Origin of the sequence: Sinorhizobium sp. 7-81 (assembly GCF_030124405.1) — a bacterium.
Classification (GTDB): Bacteria; Pseudomonadota; Alphaproteobacteria; order Rhizobiales; family Rhizobiaceae; genus Sinorhizobium; species Sinorhizobium psoraleae.
This window is the reverse complement of sequence record NZ_JASKLT010000001.1, coordinates 165,810-182,700: the sequence shown is the minus strand read 5'-3', so window position 1 is coordinate 182,700 and position 16,891 is coordinate 165,810. Positions and strand designations below refer to the sequence as shown.

The 16,891-nt window shown below is 63.0% G+C and carries 14 protein-coding genes and 1 other RNA gene; 3 read left to right on the top strand and 12 right to left on the bottom strand.

All coding sequences use genetic code 11. The features are described from left to right. Positions 1 to 234: 234 nt before the first annotated feature. The 6 genes from truB to rimP all read right to left on the bottom strand — a co-directional run bounded on the left by truB (position 235) and on the right by rimP (position 7,504). The gene (gene truB, locus QN224_RS00845; RefSeq protein WP_173511272.1) at positions 235 to 1,170 is read right to left on the bottom strand and encodes a tRNA pseudouridine(55) synthase TruB; all 936 of its coding nucleotides are present in this window, start codon (positions 1,168 to 1,170) and stop codon (positions 235 to 237) included. An 11-nt stretch (positions 1,171 to 1,181) separates the two neighbouring features. Then, on the bottom strand, positions 1,182 to 1,589 hold the full coding sequence (rbfA, locus tag QN224_RS00840; protein ID WP_173511273.1) for a 30S ribosome-binding factor RbfA: 408 nt from the start codon (positions 1,587 to 1,589) through the stop codon (positions 1,182 to 1,184). Positions 1,590 to 1,767: 178 nt separating this feature from the next. Continuing rightward, complete coding sequence (gene infB / locus QN224_RS00835) at positions 1,768 to 4,428, bottom strand: translation initiation factor IF-2 (protein ID WP_173511274.1); 2,661 nt, start codon at positions 4,426 to 4,428, stop codon at positions 1,768 to 1,770. 105 nt (positions 4,429 to 4,533) lie between these two features. After that, a complete protein-coding gene (locus QN224_RS00830; protein ID WP_283975187.1) occupies positions 4,534 to 5,226 on the bottom strand; it encodes an RNA-binding protein in 693 nt (230 codons plus the stop codon). Between the two features lie 5 nt (positions 5,227 to 5,231). After that, positions 5,232 to 6,842: a transcription termination factor NusA gene (nusA, locus tag QN224_RS00825; protein ID WP_173511276.1), complete on the bottom strand. Its 1,611-nt coding sequence runs from the start codon at positions 6,840 to 6,842 to the stop codon at positions 5,232 to 5,234. A 44-nt stretch (positions 6,843 to 6,886) separates the two neighbouring features. Next, complete coding sequence (rimP, locus tag QN224_RS00820; RefSeq protein ID WP_283975186.1) at positions 6,887 to 7,504, bottom strand: ribosome maturation factor RimP; 618 nt, start codon at positions 7,502 to 7,504, stop codon at positions 6,887 to 6,889. A gap of 278 nt (positions 7,505 to 7,782) precedes the next feature. Here rimP and QN224_RS00815 point away from each other — a divergent pair, with 278 nt between their 5' ends. After that, complete coding sequence (locus QN224_RS00815) at positions 7,783 to 9,399, top strand: MFS transporter (RefSeq protein WP_283975185.1); 1,617 nt, start codon at positions 7,783 to 7,785, stop codon at positions 9,397 to 9,399. 483 nt (positions 9,400 to 9,882) lie between these two features. Here the strand turns inward: QN224_RS00815 and QN224_RS00810 are convergent, their stop codons facing one another. The 6 genes from QN224_RS00810 to ffs form a co-directional block, all read right to left on the bottom strand. Next, positions 9,883 to 11,121, bottom strand: a complete 1,239-nt coding sequence (locus QN224_RS00810) for a lytic murein transglycosylase (protein WP_283975184.1) — start codon at positions 11,119 to 11,121, stop codon at positions 9,883 to 9,885. A 42-nt stretch (positions 11,122 to 11,163) separates the two neighbouring features. Continuing rightward, the gene (gene recR / locus QN224_RS00805; protein ID WP_283975183.1) at positions 11,164 to 11,769 is read right to left on the bottom strand and encodes a recombination mediator RecR; all 606 of its coding nucleotides are present in this window, start codon (positions 11,767 to 11,769) and stop codon (positions 11,164 to 11,166) included. A gap of 50 nt (positions 11,770 to 11,819) precedes the next feature. Next, positions 11,820 to 12,431, bottom strand: a complete 612-nt coding sequence (locus QN224_RS00800) for a LysE family translocator (RefSeq protein WP_269279467.1) — start codon at positions 12,429 to 12,431, stop codon at positions 11,820 to 11,822. Positions 12,432 to 12,628: 197 nt separating this feature from the next. Then, complete coding sequence (locus tag QN224_RS00795; RefSeq protein WP_173511283.1) at positions 12,629 to 12,952, bottom strand: YbaB/EbfC family nucleoid-associated protein; 324 nt, start codon at positions 12,950 to 12,952, stop codon at positions 12,629 to 12,631. A 139-nt stretch (positions 12,953 to 13,091) separates the two neighbouring features. Continuing rightward, complete coding sequence (locus QN224_RS00790) at positions 13,092 to 14,957, bottom strand: DNA polymerase III subunit gamma/tau (RefSeq protein WP_283975182.1); 1,866 nt, start codon at positions 14,955 to 14,957, stop codon at positions 13,092 to 13,094. A gap of 55 nt (positions 14,958 to 15,012) precedes the next feature. Further along, positions 15,013 to 15,110, bottom strand: an RNA gene (gene ffs / locus QN224_RS00785) — signal recognition particle sRNA small type. A 164-nt stretch (positions 15,111 to 15,274) separates the two neighbouring features. Between ffs and QN224_RS00780 the strand changes: the two genes are divergently transcribed. Together QN224_RS00780 and nudC are read left to right on the top strand one after the other, a co-directional pair. Then, positions 15,275 to 15,736, top strand: coding sequence for an HIT family protein (locus tag QN224_RS00780; RefSeq protein WP_283975181.1), 462 nt, complete (start codon positions 15,275 to 15,277; stop codon positions 15,734 to 15,736). A gap of 2 nt (positions 15,737 to 15,738) precedes the next feature. After that, positions 15,739 to 16,719: an NAD(+) diphosphatase gene (gene nudC, locus QN224_RS00775; RefSeq protein WP_283975180.1), complete on the top strand. Its 981-nt coding sequence runs from the start codon at positions 15,739 to 15,741 to the stop codon at positions 16,717 to 16,719. The last annotated feature ends 172 nt before the right edge of the window (positions 16,720 to 16,891 follow it).

Here is a 16,891-nt window from a genome sequence, read left to right as displayed (position 1 = left end):
CGTGCACTCCACGCGTCGGCCATACAACCGCTACGGGTTGACGCGAATGGCGTAATCGCGATCTCGGATTGGCCTCGACTGCCACGAATGGCCATATCCGCAGCTTGCGCCGAACAGATCGAATCGTCACCCGCCGATCATGCGTCAGCGTTCCGCCAAACGCAAACCGTCTACAGCGGCGCGCGTCTTTTCAGACGCGCAAAGGACGCTGTAACACTTGGAATTGTTGCATGTTCAAGACGTGGCAAATACCCGCTTCGGTCGGAATTCGCCTTCGGCGACCTCGCCGATCGCCACGAGCTTGCCCCGCGCCGTCGCATAGGCCTCCGGAGTGGGCAGAGGTGCCTCGCGGCCGCGCAAGATGATCGGATTGCCCATTTTAAGGCGATGGGCCTGGTCATCGCTGACGGCAATGTGCGGCAATCCGGAAAGAGCTTGACCCGTCTCGATCAAGAAATCGTCCAGCGCCGCGAGCCGCTCGGCCTCGTCCTCGACCTTCTCCAGCGCAACGAGATCGGCAAGCGCCACCATGTCGTCCTCGCCGAAGGGGGCCACGAAAGTGCGGCGCAGCGAGGCGATATGACCGAAACAGCCGAGGTCGCGGCCCATATCGCGGGCAAGCGACCGGACATAGGTTCCCTTGCCGCATTCGATCTCGAAGTGCGCCAGATGCGGCGTGCATCCGATCAGTGAAAGCCGGAAGACCTCCACCTCGCGGGCCGGAATTTCGACCGCCTCCCCGTCGCGGGCGAGATCGTAGGCGCGTTCGCCGTCAATCTTGATCGCGGAGAATTGCGGCGGCACCTGGCTGATCACGCCGGTATATTTCGGCAGCAGCGCGCGGATCGCCTCTTCCGTCGGCCGTTCAGCAGACGAACGGGCGACTTCGCCCTCGAGATCGTCGGTTGTCCGCTCCTCGCCCCAAGCGACGGTGAACTCGTAGATCTTCCGGCCATCCATCACGTAAGGGACGGTTTTCGTCGCGTCGCCAAGCGCGATCGGCAGCATGCCGGAGGCCAGCGGATCAAGCGTGCCGGCATGGCCCGCCTTTTGCGCCTTGAACAGCCACTTGATCTTCGAAACGGCCTCGGTGGAACCAAAATCGAGCGGCTTGTCGAGAATAAGCCAGCCCGAGACCGGGCGCCCCTTGGGTTTGCGTGGTTTGGACATCGTTGCCTGTTCTATTCTTCGTCGTCGGCATCGGGATCGAGATCGCGGCTCACCTCGGGCGAGCGCAGCAGCGCATCGATCTTCTGATAGTTGTCGAAGCTCGTGTCGTCCCTGAAACGGACGTCCGGCATGTATTTCATCTGACGGAGCTGCGGTCCGAGCCGTCCGCGAATGAACTTCGCGTTGCGGTTCAATGCCTCGATCACCGCGCCATGATCGGTCATGCCGAGCGGAGTGACATAGGCGGTAGCGATCTTCAGATCCGGCGACATGCGAACCTCGGAAATGGAAATCACCGTCTTTTCGATCAACGGATCGCGCACCTCGCCACGCTGCAGGACCTGCGTGATCGCGGCGCGCACCTGTTCCCCGACGCGCAGCATGCGCTGGGAAGGAGCGGAGGATGTGGATTTGGTCATCATGCTTACCTCGGATCACGTCGTGGTCTTGGATTGAATTAGCTCAAAATCACAAACGGGATCGATATCTAATCAAACGCGGGATGCGGGCGGAGACCGCCCGCGCTTCTCGTCCCGCTCCAAAAAGCGCGAGCGCCGAAGCTCAGTCGGCGCTCGCACGATCTCAACCGGACGGATATCAGAGTGTGCGCGTCACATGTTCGACGCGGAAGCACTCGATCGTATCGCCGGCGCGGATGTCTTCGTAGTTCTCGAAGGCCATGCCGCATTCCTGGCCGGCCTGAACTTCCGAAACTTCGTCCTTGAAGCGCTTGAGCGTCTTGAGCTTGCCTTCGTGGATGACGACGTTGTCGCGCACCAGGCGGACGCCCACGCCACGCTCGACCTTGCCCTCGGTGACACGGCAACCCGCGACCTTGCCGACCTTGGTGATGTTGAACACCTCCAGGATCTCGGCATTGCCGAGGAAGGTTTCGCGCCGTTCGGGCGACAGCAGACCGGACATCGCCGCCTTCACGTCATCCACCAGATCGTAGATGATGTTGTAGTAGCGGATTTCGATGCCGGCGCGCTCGGCCGCATCGCGCGCCTGCTTGTTGGCGCGGACGTTGAAGCCGATGATCGCGGCGTTCGAGGCTTCGGCAAGCGAGATATCCGACTCGGTGATACCGCCCGCGCCCGAATGCACGATGCGCGCGCGCACCTCGTCGGTCCCGAGCTTCTCCAGAGCGCCGGCAATCGCTTCGATCGAGCCCTGCACGTCGCCCTTGATGACCAGCGGGAACTCCTTCATGCCGGAGGTTTGGAGCTGGGTCATCATCTGCTCGAGCGAACCGCGCGAGCCAGACTGGCGCGCAACCATCTTTTCACGCGCAAGCCGCTGGCGATATTCGGAAATCTCGCGCGCACGGCTTTCGTTCTCGACGACCGCGAACTTGTCGCCGGCGGCCGGCGTACCGGACAGACCGAGGACTTCAACCGGCGTCGACGGGCCGGCGGACTTCACATGCTCGCCCTTGTCGTTGACGAGAGCGCGCACGCGGCCCCACTGGTCGCCGGCGACGATGATCTGGCCGGGGGCAAGCGTACCCTTCTGGACGAGAACGGTGGCGACCGCACCGCGGCCGCGATCGAGCTCGGCTTCCACCACCGTTCCTTCGGCCGTCCGGTTCGGATTGGCCTTGAGGTCGAGGATTTCGGCCTGCAGCAGGATCGCCTCGAGCAGCTTGTCGAGGTTGGTGTGGTTCTTCGCCGAGACTTCGACGTCGAGAACTTCACCGCCCATCGATTCAACGAAGACTTCGTGCTGCAGCAGCTCGGTGCGAACCTTCTGCGGGTTTGCCGTCGGCTTGTCGATCTTGTTGATCGCCACGATGATCGGCACGTTGGCCGCCTTGGCGTGGTTGATCGACTCGATCGTCTGCGGCATCACGCTGTCATCAGCCGCCACGACGAGGACAGCAATGTCCGTCGCCTGGGCACCACGAGCACGCATGGCCGTGAAGGCGGCGTGGCCCGGAGTGTCGATGAAGGTGATCTTCTGACCGTTCTGCTCGACCTGATAGGCGCCGATGTGCTGGGTGATCCCACCCGCTTCGCCGGCAACCACGTTGGCGTGGCGGATCGCATCGAGCAGCGATGTCTTGCCGTGGTCGACGTGACCCATGATCGTGACGATCGGCGGACGTGAATCCATGTTCTCTTCGGTATCGGAGATGTTGAAAATGCCTTCCTCGACGTCGGATTCGGAAACGCGCTTGACCGTGTGCCCGAATTCGCCGGCGATGAGCTCGGCGAGATCGGCATCGATCAGGTCGCCCGGCTTCATCATCTGGCCTTCCTTCATCAGGAACTTGATGACGTCGACGGCGCGTTCGGACATGCGCTGCGACAGCTCCTGAATGGTGATCGTTTCCGGCAGAACGACTTCGCGCGAGATCTTCTCGCGGGTCTCCTGCATCTGGCTCCGCTTGAACTTTTCCTGCCGGCGACGCATCGCCGAGAGCGAACGTCCGCGCTGACCGCCGTCTTCGTCGACGGCAGCCGTCAATGTCAGCTTGCCCTGGCGACGGCCGTCATCGCCCTTGGGACGCGTGACCGGCTTTGCGGGTTCCGGACGCACGACCTTGCCTCGCACGGGACCGGCGCCGCGTGCACCGCGCTCCTCCACCTCCTCGTCACCCGCGCGACGGCCGCGAGGCGCGGCTGCGGCGGGCGCCGACGGCGCTGCGGGAGCCGGACGCGGTGGTTGCGGGCGATTGTCAGGACGGCGTTCCGCAGTGACGGTCGGTGCGGCAGCGGCCGGCTGCGCTTCCTCGACCTTTTCAGCGGCAACCGCCGGACGCGCGGCCTCTTCGGCGGCGCGGCGAGCAGCCTCTTCCCGCTCGCGGGCAGCACGCTCTTCTTCCTCGCGCCGACGGCGGGCTTCCTCTTCAGCGCGGCGCTTGGCTTCCTCGGCATCGCGAACCTGGGCTTCCGCCAAGGCGCGACGGCGGGCTTCCATCTCACCGGCGGAAAGATCGTTCAGCACAACGCCGACGCGCGGGCGGTTCTGCTCCTGGCGCGGCTGATGCGGTTGCGGCTGCGGCGCCGGGCGGCCGGACGGCTGCGGCGGCATGGGGCGCTGTTCCGGCGCACGCGCTGCAGGCGTGACGGGCGTAATCGGCCGTTCGTCTTCCGGACGGGAATGACGCCGCTTCTTGGTTTCAACCACTACCGCCTTGGTGCGGCCGCGGCCCATATCCTGACGCACTGTCCCCTGCTGAACCCCGGAGGGTTTCAGGGTCAGCGTCTTCTTGCCCGCTACGCTGATTGTCTTGTCGTCTTTGTTGTCGGTCATTCCGTTCCGTTCCTAGCGATCAGGGCCGGATACGAAACACCTGACCCTGTCTTCCAAATTGTCTCAAACAATGCTCGCGATGCCGGCCTTTGCCGGTGACGCGTGTCATTGCTGTGGCTTGCCAGCGCCGCCTTCGGCCCGGACCGGGACAGATCCTCGGTACTTTTCGAGCATGATTGCGCGCTTCACTACACCCTCACCCGCCTGCCCTGCAAGCGCTGCGGCATGGATAAAAGCATTACTTCCCAAAAGCCCGTCCATTTCTGCCCCCGTGAAGGGGCGGAATGCGGCTATTTCCTTTCCGTCTTCGGCGACGAAACTCATCGCCTTGCGGGCTTGATCGATCTTGCGCACCCCGTCGGCGGCGGCATCGATGGCGTGGAAGACGGCGAGCGCCGCGAGACCCCGCACCGCCTGTTCCGTCTTCGTCGCCCCGGAGATGAACTGGCCCGCCTTGCGCGCCATGTTCATCATTCCGGCAAGCTGCTCGGCGAGCAGCCTGTCGATATCGTCCGCCAGCGCGGCGTCGGCCTTGACGTCGGCCTTGAGAGCACGGGCGAAGAGCTTCTTCGCCACCGCCTTTTCGACAAGCGCCCGTTCCGCCTTGATCCAGCATCCGCGCCCGGGAAGCTGCCGCTTCAGGTCCGGCACGACGCGCCCGTCGGGACCGGCAACGAAGCGGATCAACTCGTCAGGCGACCCGCTCTCGCGGCTGACGATGCAGGTCCGGCTGCTGCCGCTCCGATCCTTCGGACCCTTGTCCGAAGGCAGGGTGTCAGCATCGGTTTCCGCAATCATCGTGATCAGGCGTCCTGCTCGGCGCCTTCGGCGACCTCGATCGGCTCTTCCGCCTCGCTCGCCAGATCCTCTTCGGTGATCCAGCCGGCGGCCAGACGCGCCTGGACGATCATCGCCTCGGCCTCTTCGCGGGTTACCTCGAACTTCGAGAAGATGCCCTCGAAGCGCTTGGTCTCGCCGTCCTTGCGCTCGGTCCAGCCGACAAGATCGTCGGCGGCGCAACCGGCGAAGTCCTCGACGGTCTTGATGCCCTCTTCGCCGAGCGCAACCAGCATCTGGCTGGTCAGCCCGTTGATCGTGCGCAGTTCATCGGCGACGCCGAGTTCCTTGCGCTTGGCGTCCATCTCCGCCTCGATCTTGTCCAGGTACTCGCGGGCGCGGGTCTGGATCTCGGTCGCTGTCTCATCGTCGAAACCATCGATCGACGAGATTTCGTCGAGCTCTACATAGGCGAGTTCGTCGACCTGGGCAAAGCCTTCGGAGGCGAGCACCTGGCCGACCATCTCGTCGACGTCAAGCGCTTCCATGAAGAGCTGGGTCCGCTCGTTGAATTCCTTCTGACGGCGTTCGCTTTCCTCCTGCTCGGTGAGGATATCGATATCCCAGCCGGTCAGTTGGGAGGCGAGGCGGACGTTCTGGCCGCGGCGGCCGATGGCAAGCGAAAGCTGCTCGTCCGGAACCACGACTTCGATGCGCTCGGCATCCTCGTCGAGAACCACCTTGGCGACTTCCGCCGGCTGCAGCGCGTTGACGATGAACGAGGCCGGATCCTGCGACCACGGAATGATGTCGATCTTCTCGCCCTGAAGCTCGCCGACGACGGCCTGAACGCGTGAGCCACGCATACCGACGCAGGCGCCGACCGGATCGATCGACGAGTCGTTGGAGACAACGGCGATCTTGGCGCGCGAGCCGGGATCGCGAGCAACCGACTTGATCTGGATGATGCCGTCGTAGATTTCCGGCACTTCCATCGTGAAGAGCTTGACCATGAACTGCGGATGCGTGCGCGACAGGAAGATCTGCGGGCCCCGCTGTTCGCGGCGGACATCGTAGACGAACGCGCGGACGCGGTCGCCGTAACGCATGTTTTCGCGCGGGATCATCTCGTCGCGGCGGATGATGCCTTCGCCACGGCCAAGATCGACGATGACGTTGCCGTATTCGACGCGCTTCACCGTGCCGTTGACGATCTCGCCGACGCGGTCCTTGAACTCCTCGTACTGGCGGTCACGCTCGGCTTCGCGAACCTTCTGCACGATCACCTGCTTGGCCGACTGCGCGGCGATGCGGCCGAAATCCATCGGAGGCAGCGGATCCGCGATGAAATCGCCGATCTTGGCGTCGGGATTGCGATCACGCGCAAGCTCCAGCGGGATCTGCGTCGAATAGTCGTCAGCCTTCTCGACCACTTCCAGAAGGCGCTGCAGACGGATTTCGCCGGTCTTCGAATTGATATCCGCACGAATGTTCGATTCCGAGCCATAACGCGAACGAGCCGCCTTCTGGATCGCATCCGCCATCGCGGCCAGAACGATCTCGCGGTCGATCACCTTTTCGCGTGCCACAGCATCTGCGATCTGCAGAAGTTCGAGCCGGTTAGCACTGACTGCCATGTCTTGTCTCCGTCTGGTTGCAGGGCCTTGAAGCGCGCCCTGCCTTATTCGATAGGTGAATCTTCGTCTTCGAAATTCTCGTTGGCGGCGCGCGCCGCCTTCGCCTTCTTGTCGGCCGTCAGCGCATCGCGGATCAGGTCGTCGGTCAGGATCAGGCGGGCATCCGAAAGCGCCGTGAACGGGATTGCGACAACCGCTTCCTCGCCATAGGCGGGCTGGTCCCGCTCGAGACGGAAGCCGTCCTCGTCCACCGACACGATCTTGCCGCGAAACCGCTTGCGACCGTCGACCATCACCGAAGTCTCACATTTCATCAGGTGGCCCTGCCAGCGGAAGAAATCGGACTTGCGCACCATCGGGCGGTCGATGCCCGGCGACGACACTTCCAGATGATACGCCTTGTCGATCGGATCTTCCACATCGAGAACAGGCGAAATGGCTTTGGAAACCTCTTCGCAATCCTCGACGGTCATGGTGCCGTCGTTGCGCTCCGCCATGATCTGCAGCGTCAAGCCGTTCTGGCCGGACATGCGGACGCGCACGAGGCGGAAGCCCATCTGCACGAGCACGGGCTCGATGATGTCTGCAACACGCTGATCGAGACCGGTTTCGGTGATCAACCGCGGTTCATTTGCGTTTTCAGCCGTTGTCTTATCGGACAAACGATCGTCTCCTCATCGGACCGGCTAATAAAAAAGAGCGGGTCCTGTCGGGCCCACTCTTCATCTAACCGATCAAGAATTTGAGGCTCATATACGCTTCATCGCCGCAAATTGCAAGGCTTGTGGCCGCGGCCCGGGGACGGCGGCCGAGAGCGGGGTCGCTTTCCCGTCCGATTGTAAATTTCAGCGGCTGGCACGCCACATTTCGCAGTCTATAAGGAAGCATCCGCTTCGCTACGCTTTGGTCAAACGAAAGAGAAGACGAGGTGACGAACCGCATGTCGCCCCTGGCCCCCTTCAAACACGACACGTTCCGGATCATCTGGATCGCCAGTCTTGCTTCCAATTTCGGCGGCCTGATCCAGGCGGTGGGCGCTGCCTGGCTGATGACCTCCATCTCGCAATCGGTGAATATGGTGGCGCTGGTGCAGGCCTCCACTGCGCTGCCGATCATGCTTTTCTCGCTGGTTTCCGGTGCGCTTGCCGACAATTTCGACCGGCGGCGGATCATGCTCATCGCACAGGGTTTCATGCTCAGCGTCTCGGCCGTGCTGACGGTCTGCGCCTATTTCGGCCTGATCACGCCGTGGCTCCTTCTGCTCTTCACTTTCCTGATCGGCTGCGGCACGGCGCTCAACAATCCATCCTGGCAGGCTTCGGTCGGCGACATGGTGCCGCGCGATGACCTGCCGGCGGCGGTGGCGCTGAACAGCATGGGCTTTAACATTACCCGCAGCGTCGGTCCGGCGATCGGCGGCGCGATCGTTGCAGCCGCAGGTGCCGCCGCAGCCTTCGCGGCCAACACACTCAGCTATTTCGCGATCCTCTTCGCCGTTGCCCGCTGGAAACGGGACATTCCGGAAAACCCCTTGCCGCGAGAAACACTCGGCCGGGCGGTTTCGGCCGGGCTTCGCTACGTCGCGATGTCGCCCAACATCGGCAAGGTCCTGCTGCGCGGATTCGTTTTCGGCCTGTCGGCAAGCGCCATCCTTGCCCTGCTGCCGCTTGTCGCCCGCGATCTGGTCGGCGGCGGTCCGCTCACCTACGGCATCATGCTGGGTGCATTCGGGCTCGGCGCGATCGGCGGCGCGCTCCTCAGCGCCAGGCTTCGCGAACACCTGTCAAGCGAAGCGATCGTGCGCTACGCCTTCGCCGGCTTTGCCGTAAGCGCGGCGGTTACGGCGATCAGCACTGAGGCGTGGCTGACCTCGCTCGGCCTCACCGTCTCCGGGGCCTGCTGGGTGCTGGCGCTGTCGCTGTTCAACACCACGGTTCAGCTCTCGACTCCGCGCTGGGTGGTCGGGCGGGCACTTTCCCTCTACCAGACCATGACCTTCGGCGGGATTGCCGGCGGCAGTTGGCTCTGGGGCGTTGCCGCCGAGCAATACGGCGCCGCCAACGCGCTCATCGGCTCCTGTCTCCTCATGCTTGCCGGAGCGGCCGTCGGCTTACGTTTCGCCCTGCCGGAATTCAGGTCGCTGAACCTCGACCCGCTCAACCGTTTCAACGAGCCGCCGCTCGAACTCGATCTCAAGCCGCGCAGCGGCCCGATCGTCGTCATGATCGACTACGAGATCCACGAACCTGACATTCCCGAATTCCTGACGACCATGGCGGAACGCCGGCGCATCCGCATCCGCGACGGCGCGGGGCACTGGGCGCTGATGCGCGACCTCGAAAACCCGACGACCTGGACCGAGACCTATCACGTGCCGACCTGGGTCGAATATGTCCGCCACAACCAGCGGCGCACGCAGGCCGACGCGGCGGTCGGCGACAAGCTGACGGCGCTGCACCGGGGCACCGCCCCGCCGCGCGTCCATCGGATGATCGAACGGCAGACGATCGTTCCGGAACACTATGAGCGCTACAAGCGGCCGGTCGAAATGCATTGACGGAGAACCGGAGCCGAATATCGGTTTCTACCGTGAGCTGCCTTTCGCCGATAGCACTCGCAATTTACGGTGGCCCCAAAGCGGTCCCACATCAAGGTGACGAACAAAGTCGCAAAGGTGGAAACGTGACAGCCCTCGTGCTAGGTCGACCTTGATCTGCACCGCGAACGTCAAATCACTGGAGAGCTGAGCCGAATGACCGATTGTCCGAGCTTTAAAGTGTCCAGGGGCATCTACGCAGACCCAGAGACTTTCGTTGTGGCCGAGGCGCTTGTTGTGGAGTCTGCAGTGATCGACGAAGAAGGATTAGTTGACGACCCGTGGGGCGTAGAAGCTATTCGGCTGAGCCTTATTCGTGAATACGGTGATCGGCTGCCAAAAGTCATCGTATACGTAAGAAGCCCCCACTAAAGGTTGGAACCGCACAAAATTAGCCGAAGTTCGATAGCCGCCTACAAAGGGTCAGGTTTTCAGACTCGATGGTCACCGCAGCTGCGATTTCAGCGAGGCGGCCGGGAAACAGGTGGCGGAGAGGCCGTTCTTCGCCTGCCAGTCGCCGAGCGACCGACGCGTCTTGTAGCCGGGCAGGCCATCCACCTTGCCGACGTCGTAGCCCTTGGAGACGAGCGCCTTCTGCATCGCCAGCACGTCGGAACGCAGCATGTTTCCGACAGCACCCCACTCTCCCCGAAAGGCGCCACCGCCGGAAGCGATGCGATCGGCCAGGTTGCCGATGAACAGCGCGTAGAGATCGGAATTGTTGTATTCCTTGATCACGTAGAAATTCGGCGTGACGATGAATTGCGGTCCATGGATCCCGGCCGGCACCAGCATCATGCCAGACGCCGAACGCTCCGCCGGCGGAAAAGCCTTGCCGGAGATGCGGGCGATGCCCATGCCGGCCCAGTCGGTGATCGGGCGCGCCAGGTCCGGCCCTTCCTGGGCGCAGGAAACGCCCTCGGGGATCAGGACTTCAAAGCCCCAGTCACGACCGCCCTGCCAGCCCTTCTTCGAAAGGTAGTTGGCGATCGAAGCCAGGCTGTCCGGCACCGAATTCCAGATGTCGCGGCGTCCGTCGCCGTCGAAATCCACGGCATATTTCAGGAAGCTCGACGGCAGGAATTGCGGCTGGCCCATGGCGCCGGCCCAGGAGCCGCGCATCTGCGTCTCCCGGACGTCGCCGCTTTCGAGAATGTGCAGCGCGGCAATCAGTTCGCGCCGAAAAAGCTCGGGCCGCGTCGACATGAAGGCCTTGGTCGCCAGGACGTCCATGATCGGATGCGGGATCTTCGCCCGCCCGAAGCCGGATTCCCGACCCCAGATGGCCAGCACGATCGGCCCGGGGACGCCGTATGTGCGTTCGATGCGCTTCAAGGTCGAGGCGTGGGTGGAGGCGAGGCTTCGGCCGGTCGCCGCCAATCCCTGCAGTCGCTTCTCCGAAAAGTAGGAGCCCGGCGACGAAAACTCCGCCTGGCTCTGCTTGCGCTCCTTCGCCTTCGGGAAACCGGGAGGCGCAAGATCGGGCAGATCCCAATTGAGCGTCACATCGGCAAAGGCCGCCTTGAAGGATGTCACCGAGATGCCGGATTTCTGCGCCTCGGGCCAGAGGTCGTTCTGCAGCCATTGCCGGAACTGCCCCTCCACGTCGGCTTTCGAAGCCGCGAAGGAAATACCGGCAAAGGAGGTCAGGGAAAGGATCAAGGCAGAAAGGAGTTTCAGCATCTGGCTTCCTGAAATGAGGTGTCGCGCACGAGGCGCGCAGCGTCAGATTGTGGTGCGCGCCCGCAAGGCGGCCGTCAACGTTCCCTCGTCAAGATAGTCGAGCTCGCCGCCGACGGGAACGCCGTGGGCAAGACGGGTGATCTTCAAATCCATGCCTTCGAGCTGGTCGGTGATGTAGTGGGCCGTCGTCTGCCCCTCGACCGTCGCATTGACGGCGATGATCAGCTCGCGCACGCCGCCCTTCGCCACACGATCCACCAGGCCCTTGATGTTGAGGTCGTCCGGTCCGATGCCGTCCAGCGGCGAGAGCGTGCCGCCGAGCACGTGATAGGCGGCATTCATCGCTCCTGCGCGCTCCAGCGCCCAGAGGTCGGCGACATCCTCGACGACGATGATAACCGACTGGTCGCGCCGCTCGTCGGTGCAGACCGTGCAGGGATCGATCGTGTCGACATTGCCGCAGCAGGAGCAGATGCGGACCTTGCGATGCGCCTCGCCCATCGCTTCGGCCAGCGGTCCGAGCAGTTGCTCCTTCTTCTTGACGAGGTGCAGCGCCGCCCGGCGGGCGGAACGGGGGCCGAGGCCCGGCACTTTCGCCAGAAGCTGGATGAGTTTTTCGATTTCGGGGCCGGTGACTCGCTTTGCCATGCCGGGCTTTTAGCTCAATTCATTGGCGAACGGAATCGATTTGACGCCGATCAGCGCACGGCGATTGCGACCGCAGCGCCGGCCATCGTGCCGGCGCTGGCGCGGTTGGCGATCCGGACAGCACGGCGGCTTCTCAGGAACTGGCGCGCCTTGGCGGCCATCACCACCCAGCCGAGATCGATCGCGACGAGCACGACGAACATTGTCGCCACCAGTTCCGTCCAGCCGAGGAAAGTGACCGAACCGAGATCGATGATCGACGGCAGCAGCGCCACGTAGAACATCATGATCTTGGGATTGCCAAGCGTGACTGTGAGGCCGGCGAAGAAGAGCTTCGACGCCGACCGGGTTTCCGGCAGGTTGTCGCCCGGCAGTTCCGGCTCAGCCGACCACATCTTCCAGGCGAGGAACAGAAGATAGGCCACACCCGCCCATTTGATTGCGACGAACATCCAGTGGAAGGTCTCGGCGATCGCCGCAAGGCCGGCAACGGCGAAGGAAAGCCAGATCGCCTCGCCAATCCACATGGCGGCGAGGAAGGGAAGCACGTCGCGCGCCCCCTTGGAAAGCACACGGGCGACAAGCGCCGCGATGCTCGGCCCCGGTGATCCGGCTGCAATCAGCAACGCTCCCGCAAAGACGAGCAGTGACGCAAGACTCACGGCCTGTTCCTCCCTCCTGCATTCCCTAAATCGCAGCCGATTCAAGGACACATGCAGCAATTCAAAGTGTTACAATGTTCCTTGCGCGCCTGATTAGGGCGGGCGGCGCTGTGGGCCGGCAAGGTAGCACGCTTTTTGCTTGTGCCACCACCCGCTCGGCGGAGTACCGTAGCCGCATACTTAGAAGAGCCGCTTAATCAGAAGGGCAGCTTCATGCCGGGCGGAATCGGCAGGCCAGCGGTCAATTCGCGGGTCTTTTCCGCCTGTACGGCCTCGGCCTTGTCCTTGGCATCCTTGTGCGCGGCGACGATCAGATCCTCGAGGATCTCGACATCGTCTTCCTTGAAGAGGGAAGGATCGATCTTCAGGCTCTTCATATGGCCCTTACCATCGAGACGGACGGTAACGAGGCCACCGCCGGATGTCCCGTCGATTTCGAGCGCGGCGATCTCCGCCTGCAGCTTCTCCATCTTGGCCTGCATTTCCTTGACCTTGCCCATCATGCCCATGATGTCGCGCATCGTCGTCTCCTGTCCTTCGTATTCTCTTCCAAGAAGCTACTGCGTGTCCTAGAATCGGAGCCGACTCAAAACATGCAGCGATTTCAAAGTGCTACAGCGACCTTTGTGCGTCTGAAAAGAGGCACGGCGCTGTAGTGGATTATTCGATGTCGTCGCCCGGGACGATATCGCCGTCTTCCGATTCGGCCGCTGCCGGAGCGACACTTTCGATTTCCTGTTCCGCCGCGCGGATGCGCACGTCGGTGATCCTGGCGCCCGGAAAGCGCGCGAGAATTGCCGCGACATCCGGGTCCTGGCGGGCGTCGTTGACCCGCTGCTCCTGCGCGCGCTGCTCCGCCTCGATCAATGTCGGCTCGCCCGTCTCGCGGCTGTAGCTGACGACCCAATGAATGCCGGTCCATTCCTTGAGCTTGACGGCGAGCTCGCCGAGCAGCGTTTTCGGCGCGTCGTCCGGCACGTTGACGTCGAGTCGGCCGGGCTCGATATGGACGAGCCTCAGGAAACCGCGCACCAGCGTCTTCAGCTTGATGTCCCTGTTCTTCCCGCAGAGATCGGCGATGTCGCTGATGGAGTTGACCGGAACCTTCGGCTGCGGCTTTGCGGCGCTCACCGGCGCAGGCCGCTCCTCGATGCGGCCGACACTCATCGGCTGAGGCGCTGCATCCGGCACGGCACGCAGCATGGTGGCGCCATTGCCCGACGATCGGTGAACGGGCGCTGCCTCAACGGAACGCGCCTGCGTGGAGAGGCCTGCCTGGGCCTGATTTCCGCCGCCATTGCTGCGTGGCATGGGGCGATCGCCGGCTCCCTCGCCGTCCGAAAGCTCAAGCAGCCGGCGTGCAGCGTCTTCCGGCGACGGCAGATGGGCAGCATGGGCGAGCCTGATCAGCACCATTTCCGCGGCACCCGCCGGGCGCGACGAGCTTTCCGCCTCCGGGATGCCCTTCAAAAGCATCTGCCAGATGCGCGAAAGTGCGGTCACCGCGACGTTCCCCGCGAATTCGGCGCCGCGCACGCGCTCGATCTCGCTCAGCGACTGGTCACTGGCTGCGTCGGGAACATATTTCATCCGCGTAACGAGATGGGTGAAGTCGGCAAGGTCGGTAAGCACGACAGTCGGATTGGCGCCCGCCTCGTATTGCGCAGCGAACTCCTGAAGCGCCGCCGTCACGTCGCCTTTGACGATATGCTCGAAAAGATCGACGATGCGGGCACGGTCGGCAAGTCCGAGCATGGAACGCACGGTTTCAAGCTCCACCGAGCCTCCGCCGTGGGCGATCGCCTGGTCCAGCAGGGAAAGGCCGTCGCGTGCCGAGCCTTCGGCCGCACGCGCGACCATGGCCAGCGCCTCGGGATCGAAAGGCACGCCTTCCTTGGCCAGGATCGTGGAGAAGAGACCGACGAGGTCCGACGCCCCGATGCGGCGCAGGTCGAAGCGCTGGCAGCGCGACAGAACAGTAATCGGAACCTTACGGATTTCGGTGGTCGCGAAGATGAACTTCACATGCTCCGGCGGCTCCTCGAGCGTCTTCAACAGGCCATTGAAGGCCTGCGTCGAGAGCATGTGCACTTCGTCGATGATATAGACCTTATAGCGGGCGGAAACCGGGCGGTAGCGCACCTGCTCGATGATCTCGCGGATATCGTCGATGCCTGTGTGCGACGCGGCGTCCATCTCGATCACGTCGACATGGCGGCCGTCCATGATCGCCTGGCAATGCTCGCCCGGCACGCGCAGATCAATCGTCGGCTTGTCGATCTCGGCGGTCTTGTAGTTGAGCGCGCGCGCCAGGATCCGGGCGGTCGTCGTTTTGCCGACGCCGCGGACACCCGTCAGCATATAGGCCTGTGCGATCCGGCCGGTCTCGAAAGCGTTGGTGAGCGTACGCACCATCGGCTCCTGCCCGACCATTAAATCGGAAAAGTCCTTGGGCCGATATTTACGCGCCAGAACACGGTAGGCGGCTGGCTTTTGTTCGGATGAAAAAGACGTTTCGTCGCTCATCGACCCTGCCGCTGCTCGAACTCTTGTCCCGACAGGACGGAGACACGAAGATAAGGTGGGAGGCTGGCACGATGACCCGTGCCGGGGCTCGTTAGGGCTGCTTCCTTCCGGACCTGACCCGGTTGGCGAGTGGCTCGTCCACCACCAACCTCCCGACTTTCATATCGGCAATATCGAAAGCAAATGCAAGCCAAGCCTTCAAAAAACTGGTATCGATATGCAAAACAAGGGCGAATCCGCGCCCTGGATCACGATGATTCTGGGTCGAAAACGGCCCAAAATCATAAACGTGCTTGGTTCTAAAGAGTTGACGCGGGATGCGGGCGGAAAACCGAACACACTTTCCTCATCCCGCTCCAGCCGAGGATATTCTGTTGACGACCTTTCCTCTCGACGAGCGACTTCAGCGCGACGGCATACCGATCGCCTCGATCGGTCTTTGCCAATTGCGGCTGATGAATGACCGCCGTTGGCCGTGGCTGATCCTCATTCCCCAGCGCTCCGACATTTCAGAGACTTTCGAGCTGACGCCGCTCGACCAGACGATGCTGACCTTCGAGACCAACATGGTGGCAGCCGCGCTGAAAAAGGTCACAGGCGCCGACAAGATCAATATCGGCGCGCTCGGCAATATCGTCCGGCAGCTTCATGTGCATATCATAGCCCGCCGGGAAGGCGATCCGAACTGGCCAGGGCCGGTGTGGGGCTTCGGCAAGGCCGAGCCGTGGCCGGCGGACGAGCATCAGGCATTCGCAGCACGCATTCTGGAAAATCTCTGAAGATGACGAAAACAATTTTTGACCTTCGAAGCCCGCATCCGGAGCCGAGCACCCTCGTCGCCTTTGCGGAAAACCACCTGGACCGGCAATCCGAGCACCGCCCAGACGATTGCGTCGAGGTGGCGTCGAGGCATCCGGGCGCGCATTTCCTCGCCTTTTCCGGCGCGAAGCTGATCGTCAAGCACGACGAGAAGATCATCGATCCGCTCTTCGCACCCTATGAACTCGAAGGTCTGGAGCCGGCGCTCGACGAGGCGATCCTGCTCGGATACCTGCCGAATGGCGAGCCGCGGCTGGCCGTGCCGTCAGGGCTGACCGAGGAAACGCTGCCCGGGCCGTTCAAGATTGCCGACGCGCGCACGCTCTACCGGCAGCAGATGCTGCCTGAAGAATTGCTCGGCCAGTTCGCACAGGGATCGAGCCTGATCGTGTGGAACGCCAACAACCGCTTTTGCGGCCGCTGCGGCGGGCCGATGGACGGCGCGGCGGGCGGTTACCGGCGCGTGTGCACGGCTTGCAACCACATGGTCTTTCCCCGCACCGATCCTGTCGTCATCATGCTGGCGATCGATCTCGAGCGCGATCTCTGCCTGCTTGGCCGCAGCCCGCATTTCGTGCCGGGTATGTATTCCTGCCTCGCGGGCTTCGTCGAGCCGGGCGAGACGATCGAGAACGCCGTGCGCCGCGAAACGCGAGAGGAGTCCGGCATCCGCATCGGCCGGGTGCGCTATCATGCCTCGCAGCCCTGGCCGTTGCCGCATTCGCTGATGATCGGCTGCTACGCCGAAGCGAAATCGACCGTGATCAAGCGCGACGAACAGGAACTCGAAGACGTCCGCTGGTTCACGCGGGCGGAGACCGAAGCGATGCTCGAACGCACGACTGGCGTGGCCGACACCGGCGACGAGCACATTCCGCCGCCCAAGGGCGCCATCGCCCATCAGTTGATGCGCGACTGGCTTGCCTGGCCGGAACGGAGCTGAATCGCGGGCGCGGATGCGACTACTGCTTCGTCACCCTCGATCCGGACGGAAATCGCCGGTGTCTGGCTTAACGACGAATGACAAGCCCGGAAGGGCACGGCGGTTTCTGAGGTATGAAAACACTCACACCCCGCGTGGGAGGCCGGCGGGGTGTGGAAGACTTGCAGCGCCG